The organism is Bradyrhizobium sp. MOS002 (genome assembly GCF_003020115.1).
GTDB lineage: Bacteria > Pseudomonadota > Alphaproteobacteria > Rhizobiales > Xanthobacteraceae > Bradyrhizobium.
On sequence record NZ_PYFX01000016.1, the window covers coordinates 39,786 to 61,490 of the forward strand.

At 65.5% G+C, this 21,705-nt stretch carries 20 protein-coding genes; 13 read left to right on the plus strand and 7 right to left on the minus strand.

The features are described 5' to 3' along the window. Nucleotides 1–48: 48 nt before the first annotated feature. From C7G41_RS29970 to C7G41_RS29990, 4 genes are all read left to right on the plus strand, one after another. The gene (locus C7G41_RS29970; RefSeq protein WP_106945908.1) at nt 49–2,388 is read left to right on the plus strand and encodes a Tex family protein; all 2,340 of its coding nucleotides are present in this window, start codon (nt 49–51) and stop codon (nt 2,386–2,388) included. 286 nt (nt 2,389–2,674) lie between these two features. Further along, nucleotides 2,675–3,157, plus strand: coding sequence for a hypothetical protein (locus C7G41_RS29980; RefSeq protein ID WP_106945910.1), 483 nt, complete (start codon nt 2,675–2,677; stop codon nt 3,155–3,157). Nucleotides 3,158–3,254: 97 nt separating this feature from the next. Next, nucleotides 3,255–3,947 (plus strand): response regulator transcription factor, encoded by a 693-nt coding sequence (locus C7G41_RS29985; RefSeq protein ID WP_106945911.1) that lies wholly within the window; start codon nt 3,255–3,257, stop codon nt 3,945–3,947. After that, on the plus strand, nt 3,934–5,007 hold the full coding sequence (locus tag C7G41_RS29990; protein WP_106945912.1) for a HAMP domain-containing sensor histidine kinase: 1,074 nt from the start codon (nt 3,934–3,936) through the stop codon (nt 5,005–5,007). The genes C7G41_RS29985 and C7G41_RS29990 overlap by 14 nt, the downstream gene beginning before the upstream one ends. Here the strand turns inward: C7G41_RS29990 and C7G41_RS29995 are convergent. Next, a complete protein-coding gene (locus tag C7G41_RS29995) occupies nt 5,004–5,375 on the minus strand; it encodes a response regulator transcription factor (protein ID WP_106945913.1) in 372 nt (123 codons plus the stop codon). The genes C7G41_RS29990 and C7G41_RS29995 overlap by 4 nt on opposite strands. After that, nucleotides 5,372–6,238 (minus strand): S1C family serine protease, encoded by an 867-nt coding sequence (locus C7G41_RS30000; RefSeq protein ID WP_106945914.1) that lies wholly within the window; start codon nt 6,236–6,238, stop codon nt 5,372–5,374. The genes C7G41_RS29995 and C7G41_RS30000 overlap by 4 nt, the downstream gene beginning before the upstream one ends. Nucleotides 6,239–6,431: 193 nt before the next feature. On the opposite strand from C7G41_RS30000, the gene C7G41_RS30005 reads away from it, so the two are divergent. From C7G41_RS30005 to C7G41_RS30015, 3 genes are all read left to right on the plus strand, one after another. Further along, nucleotides 6,432–7,397 (plus strand): VOC family protein, encoded by a 966-nt coding sequence (locus C7G41_RS30005; protein WP_106945915.1) that lies wholly within the window; start codon nt 6,432–6,434, stop codon nt 7,395–7,397. 64 nt (nt 7,398–7,461) lie between these two features. Then, nucleotides 7,462–8,337, plus strand: a complete 876-nt coding sequence (locus tag C7G41_RS30010; protein WP_106945916.1) for a dihydrodipicolinate synthase family protein — start codon at nt 7,462–7,464, stop codon at nt 8,335–8,337. A 143-nt stretch (nt 8,338–8,480) separates the two neighbouring features. Continuing rightward, nucleotides 8,481–10,805, plus strand: coding sequence for a xanthine dehydrogenase family protein molybdopterin-binding subunit (locus tag C7G41_RS30015; RefSeq protein ID WP_106945917.1), 2,325 nt, complete (start codon nt 8,481–8,483; stop codon nt 10,803–10,805). A gap of 200 nt (nt 10,806–11,005) precedes the next feature. Here the strand turns inward: C7G41_RS30015 and C7G41_RS30020 are convergent, their stop codons facing one another. From C7G41_RS30020 to C7G41_RS30030, 3 genes are read right to left on the minus strand one after another with little or no spacing between them, the layout of a single operon-like run. Further along, the gene (locus tag C7G41_RS30020; RefSeq protein ID WP_106945918.1) at nt 11,006–12,202 is read right to left on the minus strand and encodes an acyl-CoA dehydrogenase family protein; all 1,197 of its coding nucleotides are present in this window, start codon (nt 12,200–12,202) and stop codon (nt 11,006–11,008) included. Nucleotides 12,203–12,217: 15 nt separating this feature from the next. After that, nucleotides 12,218–13,366 carry an acyl-CoA dehydrogenase family protein gene (locus C7G41_RS30025; protein WP_106945919.1) on the minus strand — a complete coding sequence of 383 codons (1,149 nt, stop codon included), beginning with the start codon at nt 13,364–13,366 and terminating at the stop codon, nt 12,218–12,220. A 5-nt stretch (nt 13,367–13,371) separates the two neighbouring features. After that, the gene (locus C7G41_RS30030) at nt 13,372–14,226 is read right to left on the minus strand and encodes an enoyl-CoA hydratase (RefSeq protein ID WP_106945920.1); all 855 of its coding nucleotides are present in this window, start codon (nt 14,224–14,226) and stop codon (nt 13,372–13,374) included. Nucleotides 14,227–14,409: 183 nt separating this feature from the next. Here C7G41_RS30030 and C7G41_RS30035 point away from each other — a divergent pair, with 183 nt between their 5' ends. The 6 genes from C7G41_RS30035 (at nt 14,410) to C7G41_RS37985 (ending at nt 19,638) form a co-directional block, all read left to right on the plus strand. Further along, the gene (locus tag C7G41_RS30035; protein ID WP_106945921.1) at nt 14,410–15,018 is read left to right on the plus strand and encodes a LemA family protein; all 609 of its coding nucleotides are present in this window, start codon (nt 14,410–14,412) and stop codon (nt 15,016–15,018) included. 138 nt (nt 15,019–15,156) lie between these two features. Further along, entirely contained in the window at nt 15,157–16,047 is an 891-nt protein-coding gene (locus C7G41_RS30045) for a YgcG family protein (protein ID WP_106945922.1), read from the plus strand. A 3-nt stretch (nt 16,048–16,050) separates the two neighbouring features. Beyond that, nucleotides 16,051–16,548, plus strand: a complete 498-nt coding sequence (locus C7G41_RS30050) for a TPM domain-containing protein (RefSeq protein WP_106945923.1) — start codon at nt 16,051–16,053, stop codon at nt 16,546–16,548. A gap of 276 nt (nt 16,549–16,824) precedes the next feature. Further along, complete coding sequence (locus tag C7G41_RS30055; RefSeq protein ID WP_199198688.1) at nt 16,825–17,802, plus strand: hypothetical protein; 978 nt, start codon at nt 16,825–16,827, stop codon at nt 17,800–17,802. 93 nt (nt 17,803–17,895) lie between these two features. Continuing rightward, entirely contained in the window at nt 17,896–19,446 is a 1,551-nt protein-coding gene (locus C7G41_RS30060) for a hypothetical protein (RefSeq protein WP_106945925.1), read from the plus strand. A 27-nt stretch (nt 19,447–19,473) separates the two neighbouring features. Then, a complete protein-coding gene (locus C7G41_RS37985; protein ID WP_199198689.1) occupies nt 19,474–19,638 on the plus strand; it encodes a hypothetical protein in 165 nt (54 codons plus the stop codon). Between the two features lie 9 nt (nt 19,639–19,647). Here C7G41_RS37985 and C7G41_RS30065 read toward each other — a convergent pair whose 3' ends face one another. Together C7G41_RS30065 and C7G41_RS30070 are read right to left on the minus strand one after the other, a co-directional pair. After that, complete coding sequence (locus C7G41_RS30065) at nt 19,648–20,295, minus strand: glutathione S-transferase family protein (RefSeq protein ID WP_106945926.1); 648 nt, start codon at nt 20,293–20,295, stop codon at nt 19,648–19,650. A 151-nt stretch (nt 20,296–20,446) separates the two neighbouring features. Further along, complete coding sequence (locus C7G41_RS30070) at nt 20,447–21,652, minus strand: CaiB/BaiF CoA-transferase family protein (protein ID WP_106945927.1); 1,206 nt, start codon at nt 21,650–21,652, stop codon at nt 20,447–20,449. Between the last annotated feature and the right edge of the window lie 53 nt (nt 21,653–21,705).

A 21,705-nucleotide genomic window follows, 5' to 3' on the forward strand; every position in this document is an offset into this window, starting at 1 on the left:
GCCGGTGGTTCGCCTCCGCGACGCGTGCTTGGATAGAGGGATTCTCGCGTGGCAAATATCAACCAGAAAATTGCGCAGGAGCTTGGGGTTCGGGCGGAGCAGGTCGAAGCGACAGTGGCGCTGCTCGACGGCGGCGCTACGGTTCCCTTCATCGCCCGCTACCGCAAGGAAGCGACCGGTGCGCTCGACGACGCGCAATTGCGCACGCTGGAGGAGCGCCTGGGTTACCTGCGCGAGCTCGAGGACCGCCGCAAGGCCATCCTCGAATCGGTCCGCGAGCAGGGCAAGCTCGATGCCGCGCTGGAAGCCTCCATTCTCGCCGCCGACAGCAAGGCGCGCCTCGAAGACATCTATCTGCCGTTCAAGCCGAAGCGCCGCACCAAGGCGGAGATCGCCAAGGAAGCCGGCTTGGAGCCGCTCGCCAATCAGCTGATGGCCGAGCCGACCAACGATCCGAAGGTCGTCGCCGAAGCCTTCGTCAATGCCGAGAAGGGCGTTGCCGATGCCGCTGCGGCACTCGACGGCGCCCGCGCCATCCTGGTCGAGCGCTTCGACGAAGACGCCGACCTGATCGGCGCGCTTCGCGAGGAGGTGTGGACCAATGCGCGCATGGCCTCCAAGGTGCGCGACGGCAAGAAGACCGAGGGCGAAAAGTTCGCCGACTATTTCGAGTTCTCCGAGCCGCTGACGAAGCTGCCCTCGCACCGCATCCTCGCGATGTTCCGCGGCGAAAAGGAAGAGATCCTCGATCTCCAGATTCAGGCCGAGACCGAAGCATCGCCGCCGGGCGTGCCGAGCGTCTACGAGCTGAAGATCATGAAGCGGTTCGGCATCGCCGACCTCAAGCGCGCCGGCGACCGCTGGATGATCGACACCGTGCGCTGGGCCTGGCGGACCAAGATCCAGGTGCATCTCAACATCGACCTGCGCATGCGGCTGTGGAATGCGGCCGAGACCGAGGCCGTGCGCGTGTTCGCGTCCAATTTGCGCGACTTGCTGCTCGCGGCGCCCGCCGGCACCCGCGTCACCATGGGCCTGGATCCCGGCTTCCGCACCGGCGTCAAGGTCGCCGTCACCGACGCGACCGGCAAGGTCGTGGATACCGCCGTGATCTACCCGCACGAGCCACAGCGGCAGTGGAACGAGGCGCTTGCGATCCTCGGCAAGCTCGCGCTGAAACATCGCGTCGAGCTGATCGCGATCGGCAACGGCACCGCCTCGCGCGAGACCGACAAGCTCGCGGCCGACCTCGTCAAGGGCCTGCCCGACTTGAAGATGACCAAGATCGTGGTGTCGGAAGCCGGCGCGTCGGTCTATTCGGCCTCGGCTTTCGCCTCGGAGGAGTTGCCGGGCCTCGACGTGACCCTGCGCGGTGCGGTGTCGATCGCGCGGCGGCTTCAGGATCCGCTCGCCGAGCTGGTCAAGATCGAACCCAAGGCGATTGGCGTCGGCCAGTACCAGCACGATCTCGGCCAGGCCAAGCTCGCCAAATCGCTCGACGCCGTGGTCGAAGACTGCGTGAATGCCGTCGGCGTCGACGTCAACACCGCGTCAGCTCCGCTGCTTGCGCGCGTGTCGGGCGTCGGCTCCGGCCTTGCCTCGAGCATCGTGGCACACCGCGACGCCAACGGTCCGTTCAAGTCGCGCAAGGCGCTGAAGGACGTGCCCCGGCTCGGTCCCAAGGCGTTCGAGCAGTGCGCGGGCTTCCTGCGCATCCTCGGCGGTGAGGACCCGCTCGACGCCTCCGGCGTGCATCCGGAAGCCTATCCGGTGGTGCGCCGGATTCTCAGCGCCACCAAGAGCGACATCAAGGCGTTGATCGGCAGCAGCGACATCGTTCGCACGCTGAAGCCGAAAGACTTCGTGGACGAGACGTTTGGTCTGCCGACCGTCACCGACATCCTGCGCGAGCTCGAGAAGCCCGGCCGCGATCCGCGTCCGGCGTTCAAGGCCGCGGTGTTCATGGATGGCGTCGAGGAGATCAAGCACCTCAAGAAGGGCATGATCCTCGAGGGCACGGTGACCAACGTCGCCGCCTTCGGCGCCTTCGTCGACATCGGCGTGCACCAAGACGGGCTCGTGCACATCTCGGCGATGTCCAAGACCTACATCAAGGATCCGCGCGAGGTGGTGAAGCCCGGCGACATCGTCAAGGTGAAGGTGCTGGACTTCGAGGTCGCGCGCAAGCGCATCTCGCTGACGTTGCGGCTCGACGACGAGGTCGGCGCCAAGAAGGACGCGCCCGGCATGCAGCGCGACAACAGCTCGCGCAATCCCTCCCGCATGACGTCGGCGGCCCCGCGCAAGCAGGAATCTTCCGGTGGCGGCGGTGCGCTCGCCGAAGCCCTGCGCCGCGCGGCCGAGAAGAACGGCGGCAAGCGGGCGTAAACTCTCTCTCCGTTGTTCTGCGAGAGGGTGAGCCGCTCGACATATGGCGAGATCTGTCCGCATCGTCATTGCGAGCGCAGCGAAGCAATCCAGAATCTCTCCACGGTGGCAGTCTGGATTGCTTCGTCGCAAGTGCTCCTCGCAATGACGAGGAGAGAGCCGGTCCTCTCCCTAACTTCCGCGTCAGAATCTGGCGCGTTTGTAAGTTGAAGGTGCCAGTCCCTTGCTCTCATCTGATCCTTCTCGCGCGGTAGAAATATCGCCGCGCAGCACGGAGGATGCTTCGATGGACAATAGGATTCTCAAAGGCCTCACGGCGCTGTCGATCGCCGCTGTGATGGCGCTCGCTTCGCCTGTGCTTGCCCGTGGCGGTGGTGGGGGCGGTCACGGCGGTGGTGGTTTCGGCGGTGGCGGACATGGCGGCTTCGGTGGCGGCGGACATTTCGGCGGTGGTGGGCATTTCGGTGGCGGTATGCACGCCGGTGGCTTCGGCGGCATGCATGTAGGTGGCATGGGCGGTGCGCGCTTTGCCCATGTTGGCGGACCAGGCTTCGGTGGACCGCGCTTCGCGCATGCCGCGATTGGCCCACGCTTTGCCGGTGCCGGCTGGCACGGCCATCACGCCTTCTTCCATCACCGTCACTTCCGTCGTTTCGCCGTCTTCGGCGCGCCCTATTACTATGCCGGCTACAATGACGGCTGCTGGCGCAGGAGCTTGACGCCCTATGGGTGGCAATGGGTCAATGTGTGCGGAGACTCTTGGTACTAGCATCGCCATACCGCACCATTGTCGCGATCGTCATCGGGCGGTTCCGCTCAGCCCCGGAACGGGATAGTCTGGTGGCGATCGTCGCGGAGAGTTTGTCATGACCGGAGGTCACCGCCGCATTCTGGTCGTCGAGGACGACGCGGAAACCGCAGGCCAGCTCGTCGAGGAGCTGACGATCTCTGGCTACGACGTCGATCTCGCCGCCACCGGGCGCGAAGCGCTCAGCCACGGCGCCGCGCGCGACTATGCCGTGATCACCATCGACCGCATGCTGCCGGACATCGACGGCATCACCGTGATGCGCCAGTTGCGCGACGACGGCATCGCCGCGCCGTTTCTGATTATCTCCGCGCTCGGCGAAGTCGACGATCGCGTGCGGGGCTTGCGCGCCGGCGGCGACGATTATCTCGTCAAGCCGTTCTCCTTCACCGAATTGCTGGCGCGGCTGGAGGCGCTCGGCCGGCGCAGCGACACCGTTGCCAAGGAGACGATCCTGCGGGTCGGTGATCTCGCCATCGACCTGATCGCACGCAGCGCGAACCGCCGCGGCCGGAAGATTCCGCTCTTGCCGCGGGAATTCCAGCTGCTCGAATATCTCGTCCGCAACGAGGGCCGCGTCGTCTCGCGTGCGATGCTGCTCCAGCATGTCTGGGATCTGCACTTCGATCCCTCCACCAACATCATCGACGTCTATGTCGGGCGGGTCCGCCGCAAGGTCGATGATGCCCAGGCCTATCCGCTGATCCACACCATCCGCGGCATCGGATATTGTCTCCGTGCTCCTGGCTAAAACGCTCCGCTCCTCGACCTTCCGCCTGGCGCTGATCGCGATCGCCGCGTTCGGGCTGATCGTCGCGGCGATCATGACCTATGTCTATTTCGGCACGATCGCCTATGTGCAGAGCCGGGTCGGCGATGCCGGCGACCACGGCGGCTTCACCGCGATGATCGAGATCGCAATGGCCGCTGTCGCCGTGCTGATGCTGGTGCTCGCGGGGCTCGCCGCGGTGCTGGTGACGCGCCGCACGGTCGGGCGAATCGAGGAGATCAACGCCACCAGCCGGGCCATCATGATGTCCGGCCTCGACCAGCGCATTCCCTTGCGCGGCAGTCACGACGAGTGGGACCGCGTCGCCGAAAACCTCAACCAGATGCTCGACCGCATCGAGACACTGATGGGCGAGGTCAAGCAGGTCAGCGACAACGTCGCCCATGATCTGCGCACGCCGCTGACGCGCATGCGCGGCCGGCTGGAAAAGGCCTATCACGCCCCTCGCAACGGCGAGGCCGACGCGGCGCTGATCGGCGACACCATCGCCGATCTCGACGCCGTGCTCGGCATGTTCGCCTCCATCACCCGCATCTCGGAGATCGAGACCCGCGCCCGCCGCAGCGCGTTTCGCACGCTCAATCTCGCGGAAATCGCGGGCGAGGTCGTCGAGCTCTACGATGCCGCCGCCGAACAAGTCGCGACGCGGCTCACCCTGGGCGGCGATCGCGAGGTGGCGATCACGGGCGATCGCGACCTCCTGTTCGACGCCGTCGCCAATCTCGTCGACAACGCGATCAAGCACGGCTGTGAAGGCGGGCAGGTGACCGTCACCTGCCGCAGTGCAAATGAGGGGGCAGTGATCGCGATCGTCGACGACGGTCCGGGCATTCCGGCGGATCAGCGCGATCACGTGTTCAAGCGCTTCTACCGGCTCGAGCAGAGCCGCTACACCCCCGGTAACGGCCTTGGCTTAAGCCTGGTCGCCGCGGTCGCTCGCCTCCATGGCGCCGGGATTGCCCTGCACGACAACGCGCCGGGCCTGACGGTCCAGCTCAGCTTCCCGCCGCACCCGCCCTAGAGCTCGATCACGCCGCGGCGTGCCGCATGAGCCACCGCATCGGTGCGGCCGGTGGCATCCAGCTTGTCAAGCAGCGAGCCGACATGGAATTTCACGGTGTGGACGGAAATGCCGAGCTGACGCGCGATCATCTTGTTGGAGCCACCTTCCGCCATTAGCGCCAGCACGTCGAGCTCGCGCTGGGTCAGCGCGATGTCCTCAGGCATGATGCGGGGATCGCGGGTGACGATCGCCGCCGCGGCCTTCTCGCCGGGTTCGGCGAGGCGAAGCCCGGCGATGTTGCCGAGCAGGGCCGCCAGACGATCGGCGAGGGCGGGATCGTCGATCTCCAAAGCCAGCACGATCTCGGGCGCGATGTCCTCGCTCACGCCGCCGGCCTCTCGCCGATCGTGACCTTGAAGCTGACCGGCTCGCCGCCGCGGCGTACCGCGACATCGACCACCGTGCCGACACTCGCCGGTCCCAGCGTCCGCGACAGTGCACGCACGCCGGACAGCTTCTGGTCGTTGACGGCGACGATGACGTCGCCCTGACGGATGCCGGCCGCGGCCGAAGGGCCGGCCTTGTCGACATTCATCACCATCGCGCCGACGCCGTCGTCGAGCCGGACCGGCTGGAGCCCGAGGCCGAGATATCCGCGTGCGATGCGCCCGCGCGCCTCTAACTGGGCCGCGACCCGCTCGATCGTCGCTGTCGGGATCACCAGCACACGCCTCGGGCCGAGAACGGCCATGCCGAAGGCCTCGCCCGATGCATCGAGCGCAAGGCCGCCCTGCTGGCTGGAGCGCAAGCGGACCTCGAGCTCGATCCGCGCGTCGATGTCGCCGCCGCGCAAGGAGCGCCAGCTCTTGCCGGAGGCCGATACCATCCCGAGCGCGGCGCTCGGCGTATCGCGGTTGGTGGCGACGACGACCGACAACGCGCCGAGGGGCGGCACAATTGTGGCCAGCTTGACCGGGGCAATCGCGCTATCGACGCGCAGCAGTGCGATATCCGTCGTATGGTCGCGGCCTGCGATCGTGGCGGCTGCGGTGCTGCCGTCGGGGAGGCCGATCTCGACGTCTCCCTCGTCGGCCAGCGCCTCGTCGGCGGTGACGATCAGGCCGGGTTTCCAGACGAAGCCGGTGGCGCGGGAGCGATGCGAATGCACGGCGACGACGGATGGCGCGGTGCGCGCCACGACGTCCGCGAGCGCGGACGACAGCGAAGTCAGGGGAGTTGAGGCGGTCATGGCAGGCTCCTGTAAGCTGACCTCAATCTGGGATGTCGCGGGCGATTGCGTAACTGGCCGCATGGCCAGGAAATAAGCAGGGAAGCTGGTCCGTAAGATCACGGCCGACGAACATGTGATTGGGAGCCGCTCACGGGAACGTGTAGCAATCGCGAAATTGCGCCGCCTTCACGATTTTCAGCGAGCCTGACCGATGACCATCGACCTTACCCGCCGCACCCTGCTTCAACTCGCCGGCGCCAGCTCGCTCGCAATGGCGGCTGCGGGCGCGGCGCGCGCCGAGGGCACGCCGCAGGGCGGCGGGCCGACCTATGCCAGCCGCACGCCGATGCGGGTCGGCATGGTGACGCTCCGGGTGAAAAATGTCGACAAGGTTGCGGACTACTACCGCGACGTCATCGGGCTCACCGTGATGGCACGCTCGGCAACTGCTGCTAGCCTCGGCACGGCCGGCATCACGCTGCTGGTGCTGGAGGCCCGTCCTGATGCCGAGATAGAGTTGCGCAACGCCGCCGGCCTTTACCACACCGCATTCCTGATGCCGACGCGCAAGGACCTCGCGCGCTGGCTGGTGCACGCGGCCTCGCATCGTGTGCCGCTGTCGGGCTTTGCAGATCACCTCGTCAGCGAGTCCGTCTATCTCGACGATCCCGAAGGCAACGGCATCGAGGTCTACGCCGACCGCGATCCCTCGCAATGGCAGTGGAGCGAGGGCAGCGTGAAGATGGCCTCCGACGAGCTCAACATCCCCGACCTGCTGTCGCTGACCAATACGCGCGTGGCCGACTATGCCAGGGCGCCGGACGGTCTGCGCATCGGCCACATGCATCTGCGTGTCGGCGATCTCGCGCAGGCCGAGCGATTCTATCACGGTGCCATCGGCCTGGACCCGACCCGCAGCCGCAACGGTGCCGCGTTCCTGTCGTCGGGCCGCTATCACCATCACCTCGGCATGAATGTCTGGCAGAGCCAGGGCGCCGGCCAACGCGACGATCAGGCAACAGGGCTCGCCTGGTTCTCGCTGGTGACGGAGAAGCCGGAGCTGCTTGCCGCGCAGGGCGAACGCCTGCGCAAGGGCGGCGCGAAAGTCACGTCCCTTGCCAATGGCGTGGAGGCGATCGATCCCTGGGGCACGCGGGTGCGGCTGATCAGGGTTTGATCGCCGGCGCGAGCGTTGGTAAGACCGGTCAGGCGCTGGCCAGTTTCCGGGATTCACAGCTGACATGTCCGATTTTCACGGCGTCTTCCCCTATCTCGTCTCGCCCGTCGATGCCGATGGCGCTGTGCGGACCAACGTCCTCGCAAAGCTCTGCGACGATCTGATCGGCGCCGGCGTCCACGGTCTGACCCCGCTCGGCTCGACCGGTGAGTTCGCCTATCTCAACGCCGCCCAACGCACCGCAATCGTGCAGACCACGATCGAGGCGGCAAGGGGACGCGTGCCTGTGGTCGCGGGCGTCGCCTCCACCTCGACGGCTGACGCGGTGGCGCAGGCGAAGGCTTATCAGAAGCTCGGCGCCGACGGCATTCTGGCGATCCTGGAAGCCTATTTCCCGCTCGCCGACGCCCAAATTGAATCCTACTTCCGCGCCATCGCCGATGCCGTGGACATCCCCGTCGTGATCTACACCAATCCGCAATTCCAGCGCTCGGATCTGACGCTCGACATCATCGCGCGGCTCGCCGAACATCCGCGCATCGGCTACATCAAGGACGCCTCGACCAACACCGGCCGGCTGCTCTCGATCATGAACCGCTGCGGCGATGCCTTGCGGGTGTTCTCGGCCTCCGCCCACATCCCGGCCGCTGTGATGCTGATCGGCGGGCTCGGCTGGATGGCGGGTCCCGCCTGCATCATTCCGCGCCAGAGCGTCGCGCTCTACGACCTCTGCAAGGCCGGCCGCTGGGACGAGGCGATGGCGCTCCAGCGCAGGCTGTGGCGCATCAACGAGGCTTTTGCCCGCTTCAACCTGGCGGCCTGCATCAAGGCCGGCCTGGCCTTCCAGGGCTACGACGTCGGCGATCCCGTCCCGCCGCAGGCCGCACTCACCGCCGATGCGCGCAAGATCGTGGAGGCGGCCCTGCGGGAGCTGGGCTAGCCGTCCAAAGGACGGCTTCGCTTCCGCTGGCCTATGCCCGGCATGACGAAATCGTGGATAGACCGCCCAAAACCGCGGCTGGTCTCGCATGCCTCGATCCGCTAAAAGGCAGCCGCTTTTGAGAGATTAAGGGACCCCACGGAATGAACATTCTTCCCGGCAATTTGCGTTTCGGAGCGGGGCAGCCCGTCAAGCGTTTGGAAGATCAGCGACTGCTCACCGGGAAGGGGCAGTTCATCGACGACAAGCCGGAAGATGGCGCGCTGTGGTTGTACCTGCTGCGCTCGCCGCATGCCCACGCGAAGATCGTTTCGATCGATGCCGGCGCCGCCTCTGCGATGCCCGGCGTGACCGCCGTCTACACCGGCGCCGACCTCGTCAAGGACGACATCGGCGTCATCCCGACGCTGAGCATCTTTAAACGCCCCGACGGCAAGCCGATGACGGTGCCGCCACGCCGCCTGCTGGCCCACGAAATCGTGCGCTATGCCGGCGAGGCCGTGGCCGCCGTGGTGGCCTCCTCGCGTGCCGACGCGCAGAGCGCGGCCGAAGCGATCGTGGTCGAATATGACGTGCAGCCGGCCGTGGTCGATCCCGTCGAGGCGGTCAAGCCCGGCGCGCCCGTGGTGTGGCCGGAGGCGCCCGACAACATCGTCGGCGCGATGGCTTACGGCGATGCCGCCAAGGTGGACGAGGCTTTTGCCAAGGCGGCGCATACCGTCGAGCTCGATCTCGTCAGCCAGCGCCTGGTGCCGTCGGCCATGGAGCCGCGCTCGACCATTGCCGAGATCGACAAGAAGACCGGCCGTCTCCTCCTGCATGTGCAGTCGCAGACGCCGGGCTCCACCCGCGACTTGCTGGCCGAAGCCGTGCTGAAGCGTCCGAAGGACAGCGTGCGCGTGCTGGTCGGCGACATGGGCGGCGGCTTTGGCCAGAAGACCAGTCTCTATCCCGAAGACGGCATTGTCGCTTACGCTGCGACCAAGCTGAACAGGAAGATCCGCTGGCGCGGCGACCGTACCGATGAATTCGTCGGTGGCACCCACGGCCGCGATCTCACCTCGACCGCTTCCTTCGCGCTCGACGAGAAGGGCAAAGTGCTGGCCTACCGCGTCAAGTCGATCGGCTGCACCGGAGCTTACTCGTCAGGTGCAGGCAATATCATCCCGCTGGTGCTCGGGCCGTTCGTGCAGACCGGCGTCTATGATTTGCCGCTGGTGCATTTCGAGGTGAAGTCGGTGATGACCCACACCGCGCCGGTCGGTGCCTATCGCGGCGCGGGCCGCCCGGAGGCCGTGTTCATCGTCGAGCGCCTGTTCGACGCGGCCGCACGAAAAATCGGCATGGATCCGCGCGCGATCCGGAAAGCCAATTACATCAAGCCGGCGCAACTGCCCTACACCAACGCGGCGGGGCAGGTTTACGATTCGGGCGCCTTTGCGCACATGCTCGACCGTGCCGTGAAGCTTGCGGATTGGGACGGCTTTGCCGCGCGCAAGAAGGCGGCGAAGAAGAAGGGCCTGCTCTACGGCCGTGGGCTCACCTCCTATATCGAATGGACCGGTGGCCGCGCCCACACCGAGAAGGTCAGCCTGCACGCGACGGCGCAGGGCCGCGTCGTCCTGCATTCCGGCACCATGGCGATGGGGCAGGGGTTGCAGACCACCTACACCCAGATGATCTCCGACACGCTCGGCATTGCCATGGACAAGATCGACGTGGTCCAGGGCGATACTGATCTGGCGACGGGCTTCGGCAGCGTCGGCTCGCGTTCGCTGTTCGTCGGCGGCACGGCGGTCGCGGTCTCCTCCAACGATCTGATCCAGAAGGCGCGCGAGAAGGCGGCGAACGTGCTGGAGACCTCGATTGAGGACATCGAATACCAGGGCGGCATGCTCACCGTGGTCGGCACCGACCGCCGCATCAGCCTGTTCGACATTGCCGAGAAAGAAGGCGGCGCGAAACTCAGCGTCGATTCCGAAGGCGAGGTGGATGGTCCGAGCTGGCCGAACGGCACGCATATCTGCGAGGTCGAGATCGATCCGGAGACCGGCGTGTCCAAGGTCGTGCGCTACACCACCGTCGATGACGTCGGCGTCGCCGTGAACCCGATGCTGGTGACGGGGCAGATCCATGGCGGTGTGGCGCAGGGTATCGGCCAGGCGCTGTATGAGGGCGTGTCCTATGATGCCGACGGCCAGCTGCTCACCGCGAGCTACCAGGACTATTGCATCCCGCGCGCCGACGACGTTCCGCCGATCGTGGTGACGCTGGATGACTCTGCCCCGTGTCGCACCAATCCGCTCGGCGCCAAGGGCTGCGGCGAATCCGGCGCCATCGGCGGGCCGCCCTGCGTCACCAACGGCGTGATGGACGCGCTCGCCGAGCTCGGCATCACCCAGCTCAACACGCCCCTGACACCGCAGAAGATCTGGCAGGCGATCCGGGACGCGAAGGTGGGCGTTTAGCGGCCATTGTTATGCTGGCTATCACCACAAATTCAACTCGTCGTCCCGGCGAAGGCCGGGACCCATAGCCACCGAATCCGATTTGGCGACGGCTGCTGGTGAGCAGCTTCGCGCTACAACTTCGTCACGGCGTATGGGTCCCGGCCTTCGCCGGGACGACGTTGAGTTGTGGTGCGCGCGTTACCAAATTGTCCGCCGGTTCAAATCCCCAACATCATCTTCGCAATAATATCGCGCTGGATCTCCGAGGTGCCGCCGAAGATCGTGTAGGCGCGGCCGTTCAGATATTCCGGTACCACCGTCAGCATCTCCTCCGGCATCGCCGGCTCGTGGTTGAGCTTGTAGAGCGGGCGCATCGGCTCGACCGCGAGGGCGTCATGGCCGATCACGTCGACGCCTAGCCGCGTCACCGCCTGCCGGATTTCGCTGTTGCGCAGCTTCAGGATCGACGACACCGCGCCCGGATTCTGTCCGGTCTGCAGTGCCGCCAGCACGCGCAGCTCGGTCATCTCCAGCGCGTCGATGTCGACTTCGACCTCGGAGATGCGGGTCGCGATGTCAGGGCTGTCGATCGCGCGGCCCGTCAGGTCCGATTCGGCGAGATCCGCGATCGCCTTCAGCCCTTCGCGCAATTTTGCCGAGGCGATGCCGGAGCCGCGTTCGAACTCGAGCAGATACTTGCCGTAGGTCCAGCCCTTGCCTTCCTCGCCGACGCGGTTGGCCACGGGTACGCGCACGTCGTCGAAGAATACCTGGTTGACCTCGTGGTCGCCGCCGATGGTGAGGATGGGGCGCGTCGTGATGCCCGGCGTCTTCATGTCGATCAGGATGAAGCTGATGCCGTCCTGCTGCCGCGGTCCGTCGCTGGTGCGCACCAGCGCGAACATGCGGTTGGCGTGATGGGCATGCGTGGTCCAGATCTTGGTGCCGTTGATGATGTAGTCGTCGCCGTCGCGCACCGCGCGGGTCTTCAGCGAGGAGAGATCGGAGCCGGAGCCCGGCTCGGAATAGCCCTGGCACCAATAGTCCTCGCCGGAGAGAATGCGCGGCAGGTAGAAGTTCTTCTGCTCAGGCGAGCCGAAGCCGATGATGACGGGCCCGACCATCTTCACGCCCATCACGTTGACATTGGGCACGCCGGCCCGCGCACTCTCGGTCTCGAAAATCCAGCGCTGCGCCGGCGTCCAATCCGGACCGCCATGCTCGACCGGCCAGCCCGGCGCGCCCCAGCCTTGCTTGTGCAGCGTGCGCTGCCAGGCCATGCCGATATCGGGGTCGGAAAACACGGATGGTGTCAGCGCGGTCGCGCGCTTCATCTCGTCGGTGAGATTTCTGGCAATGAAGCCGCGCACCTCGTCCTGGAAGGCGCGCTCCTCGGCATTAAACGACAGGTCCATGATGCGCTCCTTGTATCAGGCAGGCACGGTGGTGCGGCCAAGCCGGGCGTGGCGGCCATAATGGTGCGCGCTGCCGCCGAACAGCGTATCAAACGCGACCAGCCGCTTGAAATAGGCGCCGACCTCGAGTTCCTCTGTGACGCCCATGCCGCCGTGAAGCTGGATCGACTGCTCGCCGACGAAACGCGCGGATCTGCCGATCTTCGCCTTCGCGCCGGACGCGGCCCGCGCTCGCTCGACCGGATCGGCGTCGACCTTCAGCGCGGCGCGCAGCGCCATCGAGCGCGCTTCGTCGACCTGCACCGCCATGTCTGCGAGGCGGTGGCGGATCACCTGGTTGGCCGAGAGCGGCCGCCCGAACTGCTTCCGGATCTTTGTGTACTCCAGCGTGGTGTCCAGGAGCACCTGCATGATGCCGACGGCCTCGGCGCCGAGTGCCGCCATGGCGCGGTCAACGGCCCATTCGATGGCCGGTTGCGCGTCATGCCCATTGCCGAGCAAGGCATCCTTTGGCAGTTGCACGTCCGACAGCTCGATGTTGCAGGCCCGCCCGCCGCCGAGGCGCTCGTAGTCGGAGATCGCAACACTCGGCGTCGTCGCCGGGACCAGGAACAGGCCGATCCGCGCCGATGGACCCTGATGATCATGGATATGGGCGGAGACGATGATCTCGTCGGCGGCATGGCCGTCGAGCACGGCAATCTTGCTGCCGGCAAGGCGCCAGCCTTGCGCCGTCTTGTGGGCGGTGGTCGCGACCTTGGCAAGATCGAACCGCGCCGCGCGCTCGGAATGCGCGAGCGCGAGCTTCAACGATCCGTCTGCGATCTTCGGCAGGATTGCCCGCTTCTGCGCCGTGCTGCCGCATCGCTCGATCAACGCAGCGCCAAGCACGATTGTTGCGATATACGGCTCCGACACCAGCCCGCGGCCGAAGGCTTCCATCAAAATGCCGATCTCGACCGCGCTGCCGCTGAGCCCATCAAACTCTTCCGCGATCGGCAATGCCAGCCAGCCGAGCTCGGCGAATTGCGTCCACACCGCCGGGCTGAAGCCGAGCGGGTCGTTCGCCATCTTGCGGCGGTGATCCGCATCGTAGCTTTCGGCCACGAAGCGCTCCGCGCTTTCGCGCAGCAGGCGTTGCTCGTCGGTGAGATTGAGATCCATCGCGTCTACTCCGCGGCCGCCGGCGGCTTGCGCACGGAGGGGTGCAGGCCGGATGGATCGACGATCATGCCGAATTCCTGAAGATTATGGGCGTGACAGAGTTGATGCAGCGCAAAGGCCTGGTCGATTGCGGCCGGCTGGCCCATCACGTCAACCGAACGATTCACCGCCTCCTTGGTCAGCTTCAGCGCAAAGGACGGTTTTGACGCGATCCGGCGCGCCAGCTCAAGCACGCGCGATGACAGCTCCGCGCGCGGCACGACCCGGTTGACCATGCCCAGCTGGTGCGCCTCCTGCGCGCTCCATGCGTCGGCGGTGAACAGAAACTCCTTGGCCTTGCGCGAGCCGAGCTCCCAGGGATGCACGAACCATTCGACGCCGCAGACACCCATGGCGACCACGGGATCGCAGAACTGCGCATCGTCACTGGCGACGATGAGATCGCAGGCCCAGGCCAGCATCAGGCCGCCGGCGATGCACTTGCCGTGCACCTCTGCAATTGTCGGCTTGGCAAGGTTGCGCCAGCGCCGCGTGATCTGGAGATAGATCTCCTGCTCGCGCGCGAAGCGGCCATGGGCGTTTGATTCAGCGAAGCCGCCCCAATTTCCGATCGGCGGAAAATCGACGCCCGCTTCATTCTTGCTGCCGGGTCGCAGGTCATGCCCTGAGGAGAAGTGCGGACCGTTGCCGGCGAGAATGATCACCTTGACCGTATCGTCCTGCACCGCCTCATCGAAGGCGGCGTTGAGATCGTAGGTCATTTGCAGGTTCTGCGCGTTGCGCGCGTCGGGCCGGTTCATCACCACCCGGGCAATCGCCGGCTCCGGCCTCTCCACGAGGATGGTCTCGAACGAGCTCATCGCGTTCCCCTGGCGTTCCCGACCCGGTATTATTGTTCCCTTGAGTTGACTATTACAGCCGGGATTAAGCAAGAGGCTTGCGTACATCGGCTGCTTTTCGCGGCCTCGGTCCGGACGCAAGATGTCTGGCATCTCGTGCGCGCAATCTGGTAGCTTGCGCCCGATTCCACCGGGAGAAATTTGATGCGCAAGATCCTGACCGTGCTGGCGGCGCTGGCCTCGTTGAGCCTCACCAATTGCGGCTATAACGCGATCCAGAGCGAGGACGAGCAGATCAAGGCCAACTGGTCCGAGGTCGTGAACCAATATCAGCGTCGCGCTGATCTCGTGCCCAACCTCGTCAACTCGGTGAAGGGTTTTGCGCAGCAGGAGAAGGACGTGCTGCTCGGCGTCACCAATGCCCGCGCCAAGGTCGGCAGCATCCAGGCGACGCCCGAGGTGCTGAACGATCCCGCGGCCTTCCAGAAATTCCAGGCCGCCCAAGGCGAGCTCTCCGGCGCGCTGTCGCGGCTGCTCGTGGTCACCGAAAATTACCCGCAGCTCAAGTCGGATGCGCTGTTCAAGGATCTGATGTCGCAGCTCGAAGGCACCGAGAACCGCATCACGGTGGCGCGCAACCGTTACATCAAGGCGGTGCAGGACTACAACGTCACCATCCGGTCGTTCCCGAGCAACCTCACCGCGATGATGTTCGGCTACAAGGAGAAGCCGAACTTCACGGTCGGGAACGAGAAGGAAATCTCGACCGCACCGAAGGTCGATTTCAATCCGGCGCCCGCGCCGTCGAAGTAAGTGCGCGCTGTTTTGCGAACGCGCTTCGCCCCACCCACAGCTGTCATTCCCCGCGAAAGCGGGGAATCCGGTACGCCGCGGCTTCACCGTATCCCGCCGGCGTCTCTGGAGTACTGGATCGCCCGGTCAAGCCGGGCGATGACACCGAGCGTGTGGTGGCGTGTTGCCATCATAGTCGCGCTCCTGTTCGCCTTTGCGTTCCCCGCCTCAGCCGACGTCGCCATCCCCCAGCTCACCGGCCGCGTGGTCGATCAGACCGGCACGCTCTCCAGTGGCGACATCGCCGCGCTGTCGCAAAAGCTGCAGGACCTCGAGACCCGCAAGGGCAGCCAGGTCGCCGTCCTGATCGTGCCGACGACGGATCCGGAGACGATCGAGCAATTCGCGATCCGGGTTGCGGAGGCCTGGAAGATCGGGCGCAAGAAGATCGACGACGGCGCTGTCCTGGTGGTCGCCAAGAACGACCGGCATTTGCGCATCGAGGTCGGTTACGGCCTCGAGGGCGCGCTCACCGACGTCACGTCGCGGCGCATCATCGATGAAGCCATCACGCCGAAATTCAGGAGTGGTGATTTCGCCGGCGGCATCACGGCGGGCGTCGACCGCATGCTTCGCGTCATCGATGGCGAGCCGCTGCCGACGCCCTCGCGCAGTGTCAATTTCGGCGATTGGAACGACGTCGAGCCGCTTTTTTACTTCCTGCTGTTCGGCCCGCTGGTCATCGGCGGCATCCTGCGCTCCATGTTCGGGCGGCTGTTCGGTTCGGGAATAACCGGAGCGATCGTTGGTGTCCTCGCCTGGTTCGTGATCGGCTCCGCGGTCATCGGACTGGGCGTCGGTGTGCTCGGCGCAGTCCTGACGTTTATTGCCGATCTGTTTGGGGCGGGATCGGGCACGGGATCCTCGCGTCGCGGCTCGTGGTCGAGCGGCTCGTCATCCGGCGGCTGGAGCAGCGGGTCGTCGTCGAGCGGCGGCTTCAGTGGCGGCGGCGGCAGCTTTGGCGGCGGCGGTGCTTCGGGGAGCTGGTAGGTCATGAGCATCAGACGCATCACGCGGCATCTGCTCCAGCACCATTGGCGTGCCAAGCAGGTGTTCCCAAAGGGCGTGCTCGACCGCATCGAGCAGGCGATCAAGCGCGGCGAAGCCATGCATTCCGGGCAGGTTCGCTTCGTGGTCGAAGGCGCGCTCGATGGCGGGCCGCTGTTTCGCAACCAGCCGGCGCGCGAGCGCGCGCTCGACGTGTTCTCGCAGTTGCGCATCTGGGACACCGCGCACAACAACGGCGTCCTGATCTATCTCCTGCTCGCCGACCGCGATGTCGAGATCATCGCCGACCGCGGTATCGATACGAAGGTTGGCGCCGAGGGCTGGGAGAGGATCTGCCGCGCGATGGAAGCCGAATTCAGGTCGGGCCAGTTCGAGCGCGGCGTGATCGGCGGCATCGACGCCGTGTCCCGGGAGCTCGCAAAGCATTTCCCGCCGCGGGGCTCGCATGCGAACGAGCTACCGGATGCGCCGGTAGTGATGTGACGGACGGTGATGTGGACGGAGCGGGCGTCATCCACGCCCGTCGTTGACCACGCGGAGGCCGCGCAGCCTTTGGGACGTCCGTTGCGCGGCCGTTCATCTTCGCCCGGTTACAAATTGTTTCATACCCGCCACACCGGTTCCACGTTCCCGGCCCAATTCGGCCCCGGATGACTCCCTAAAATTTCGGTAAGCGGGTCCCGAAGTAAGGATTTCGCAAGCAATGAAAGTTACCAAAAGGTCAATCCAGAGTGGAGTATTCGAACTGTGAGCGAACCAATGGCTGAGCAGGCTGCCCAAACGACCGGTGAGCAGACGAGCGTCGTCGAAGCCGCCGCGACCGCGCCGCAAGCCGTCGAGGCTGCGGGGATCGAGGCCCCTTCGATTGCCCCTGACCACGAGGCGCCGCCCAAGCCTGATCCAGTCAAGCCCGATCCGATCAAGATTGAGCCGCCGCGGATCGAGGTGCCCAAGTTCGAAGCCAAAGCCGAGACCAAATCCGAGCCAAAGCCCGGCACGCTCATCGTCATGGCCCCCGCGGAGCGGTCCTGGGACCGTGAGGAGTTTGCGCCGCATGTGAAGGCAGACGAGCAGCGCGAGACCGGCGGCAAGCGCCGCCTGTCGGCAATGGCCGCGGTGGTGGCGATTGCGGCCAGTGTCGGCGCCATCAGCGGCGCGCTCGCGACCGCAGGGATGATGCACTTCGCAAGCCCCGCGCCGGCACAGGTCGCCGACACCAGCGCGCTGGAATCCTCGGTCGCTCGGATCGATGCCGATGTCGTCGCGCTCAAGGCCAACGTCGAGCACACCTCCAAGACCGGCCTCGGCCAGTTCAACCGGACCAACGACCGCCTCGACAAGCTCGAGAAGGCGCAGGCCGAGCCGATGGCCAAAATCGCAAAGCTGTCGGAGACCGTCGACAAGCTCCGTGCCACGCCGCCTGCGGCGCCCGCACAGGCCGCAGCCGCCGTGCCGGCCCGTGAGACCACCGGCTCGATCGCGCCGACCCAGGTTGCGACCGCGGCAGCTGCGCCGGCTCCCGCCGCACCCAAGACCGAGGTCGGCCGGCTGCCGACGGTCGAAGGCTGGGTGCTGCGCGACGTCTCCAACGGCGGCGCGCTGATCGAGGGCCGCGGTGGCCTTTACGAGGTCTATGCCGGCGACCCCATCCCGGGCGTCGGCCGTGTCGATGCGATCCGCCGTCAGGACGGCCGCTGGGTGGTCGTCACCAGCAAGGGGCTGATCGTCGCGCGCTGAACGGCTCAGATCCGATTTCCGAAGGGGCGCTTCACCACCATGTGAAGCGCCTTTTTGCTTGAATAGCCGTCCCTGCGCGGTGTTACCTAGGGCATGAACCGCGCGTTGCGAATTCTCTTTGCCGCCGCCGTATTTTTCGGCGGCATCGTGTCGTTATTGGCCGCGGAGAACGCGCAACTGGCGCGCGGCACGGCGATCACCGATCCCGATCTCCTGCGCGAGCTTGACCGGCGCGATGCGCTCACGATCTCGCGCCTGTTGTGGCCGGAGCGGAACGCGGACTTTCCGCTGACGACCGATCTGATGTTCTCGTGGTTGCCCCAGCTCAAGGACATTCCTCCCGCGATCGAGGCGGAGATCGACCGCTACGTCGCCCGGCAGAGAGCCGCATATCCGACCGAGACCATCGGCGTCGGCGAAGGCTTCGACGTGCAATTGTTCGATCGGTCCAATCTGAAATCTCGCGACACCCGGTTCGTGCTGGCCGGCATCGTCAACCGCATGGACCGCGCCTATGTCTCGGAAGACTCTTGCGGTGAGATCAGGCTGATCTATCGTCTCGCGCGTTTCGAGACCAAGCCGGACGGCGGCAGAACGGCAACGCGGCTGCCGATGACGCTCAATCTGGTGATGAAGGCGCGCGATGCGCGGCAGACGGATACGAGCGGCTCGCCGATCACCTGCGCCGAGGTGGCGCGACGCTGGCTCGGCAATGGCAATTGGCAGGGGCTGATCGGCAGCAGCTCTTATCCTTACGATGCGATGCTCGATCGCATCGAGACCAACGTTCAGATCTCGGTTGCAGCGAAATCGGCGCTGCACGATTTCCGCTCCGACTACCTGCTCAAGGTGTTCAAGTACGACGCCGCTTCGAAGACGTTCGCGGAATCGACGCTGGAGAACCAGATCGACCGTGACCGCATCCTCGCCGACAACGATCTCCGGCGCGACTTCAAGGATTGGTTGCTCGCGCCCGATCATCTTCGCGACTTCGATCGCGGCACGGTGCTGATTCCGGAAAAATTCCTGGCCAAGGCTGCGGTGGTGCCGACGCCGGCCGGCCTCGATGCTTCTCCCTTGCAGCCGGAGTTCGGGATGATGCAAGGGGAGGGCAACGGAGAGGGGCAAGGCGAGCCGGTCTTCTCGGACAGCGACGTGGTTGGTGCGCTGAAGCAGGCGGCGGCGCGCGGCATCGATATGCAGAACGTCCGCTCGGTCGCGGGTTTCCAGCGTCGCCTCAACGACGTCACCTGTGCCGGCTGCCACCAGACCCGCGGCATCGGCGGCTTGCATTTCCCGGGCGTCGATTGGCTTGCGGACAAGCCGTCCAACGCTACCATCGTGCCGGCCTCGCCGCATTTTCTTGGCGACCAGGTCCGCCGCCGCGACATCCTGACCGCGATGGCCACAGGCAAACGTCCTGATTTCTCACGCGGATTTGCCAGCCGGCCGCAGACCCGCGGCAGCACTGAGCTGGCCGGGACCGAATATCAGGACGGCTGGGGCGCGCATTGTTCCCTGGAAAATGCGGGATCGGGATCGGCCGACAGGAGTTTTACGTCATGGAGCTGTGCTAAAGGATTGACGTGTCAGGCCGCCGCGGCGTCGCGCCGCATCGGCATGTGCTTCATCAAGACGCGTTAGGCTGTCTCGAACCGGTTTGGATGACCCATGACGGACTCCAGCGAAGCCAACAAGGAGCGCAATCGCGAGATCGCGCAGAATGAAGAGGCCAAGCAGGTCACCGGCAGCGTTCGCGTCAGCATCTCGGCCATCGTAGCGGTCGTCATCGTCGGCGGGATCCTGTTCACGCTTGGCTGGCTGGCGCTGAAGTAGTCGGCGCCCTCACTTCGCGTAATTCGTCATCCGCTTGCCGGGCAGCAGCTCGTAGGCCGGCTTCCACCCGGGCAGTGCGGCCATGCGGCCAAGCCAGGCGTGGATGGCGGGATAGCTTTCCGCGAAATCGAAGCCGTGCTCGTCGCTCGGATAGTGCAGATAGGCCATCATCGAGATATCGGCGACGGTCGGCCTGGTGCCGATCGCGAATTCATTGTGCTGGAGATGGCCGTCGAGAATGCCGAGGAAGTCCTCGAGCCGCCGCCGAAAATGCTTCAGCACCTGCGGGTCGTTCTTCTCGGTGAACGCCCGCATGAAGCGATAGGTCGCCATGTAGCCGGTGAGCTTGTGGTTGTCCCAGAACAGCCAGCGCAGCAGCTCGAAGTTTTCGTCCGCCGTCTCGGCGCCGAAACGACCGTATTGCTCGGCGAGCTTCAGCAGAAGAGGCGCGGTCTGCGTCATCTTCACACCGTCGACTTCGAGTACGGGAATCTCGCCCATCTCGTTCACGCTCTTGCGCCATTCCGCCGTGCGCGTGACGCCGCCGCCAAAGTCGGTCCAGACCGGCTCGAACCTCTCGCCGCAAAGCGTCAGCATCAGCGCCAGCTTGTAGCTGTTGCCGGATTCGGGGAAGTAGTGCAGTCGGTAGCTGGGCATGGGACCTCGCGGATGACTTTGCCAATTGTTATACCGCGATGTCCCGACGTCGTCATTGCGAGCGTAGCGAAGCAATCCAGCAATGCATCCGCGGTGGGATTCTGGATTGCTTCGCTGCGCTCGCAATGACGGGATTGCGGCAGCGTGTTGCCTACCCCACCGCCCCCTGCGACCGCAGCTGCTTGATCGCGGCCTCGTCGTATCCCGCGCCACGCAAAATCTCGTCACTGTGCTCGCCGACGCCGGGCGGCTTGCGCGGCTGCACTTTCTTGGCGCCGTCGATCCAGATCGGGCTGGAGATGGTGAGCATGGTGTCGTTCTCGAACGGCACCAGAACCTCGTTGTCGAGCATCTGCTTGTCGTTCGGGATGTCGTCCAGGATGCCGACGATGCCGAACACCAGCCCGTTGCCGTCGAGGATCTTGCGCCATTCGGCGAGATCCCTGGTCGCAAAGGTCTCGTCAAAGATCTTGATCAGCTCGACCGAGCGGGCGTGGCGGTCGGGCTTGGTGGCGAAGCGCGGATCGGTGATGAGGTCTTCGCGGCCCAGGCACTTGGCCAGCGTCGGAAACTGCTTCTCCTCGCTCAGCAGCGACAGGATCAGCCAGCGGCCGTCCTTGCACTGGTAGTGGTTGGCGACAGCGTTCAACGCGCGTTCGCGCGGCCGCCGCTCGGCGAACTTGGCGCCGCAGAGCTTTGCCTGCGCCAGCACGCTCGCCGCCCACACGCCGTTCGCCATCAGGTTGGAGGCGACATGCGAGCCCTTGCCGGTCTTTTCGCGCTGGTATAGCGCGGTGACGATGGCGCCGTAGAATGCCATGGCGCAGGGATGGTCGCCCATGCCGGCGACCGAGCGGGCCGGCGTCGTGTCGGTATCGGCCCGGACGAGATCCATCAGGCCGGAGCGCGCCCAATAGGCGTTGCTGTCGAAGCCGGGCTTGTTGGCCTCTTCGCCCTTTTCGCCATAGCCGGTGAAGGAGGCGTAGATCAGGCGATCATTGAGATGGGCGAGGTGATCATAGGTGATGCCGAGCTTGGCGCGCACCGGCGGCGGCATGTTGGTGATGAAGACGTCGGCCTCTTCCACGAGCTTGTAGAGTACGGCCTGCGCTTCCGGCTTGGAGAGATCGAGCGCGATGCTCTTCTTGTTGCGGGCCTCAAGCAGCCAGGCGAAATTGTGCTCGCTGGTCGGATAGCCCGGAATGTTGGGCAGATTGCGGTAGGGATCGCCGGCGCCGGGCGGTTCGATCTTGACGACATCGGCGCCGAAATCCGACAGCACGGTCGCGGCCGCTGGCGCTGCGATGAAGCTTGCGCAATCCAGCACCTTGAGCCCTGCAAAAATGCCCTTTTCCATCGCGGCGTTGCTCCCTCGCTCGTGTTGTTTCCCGCGCGCTGGAATTGGCGAGG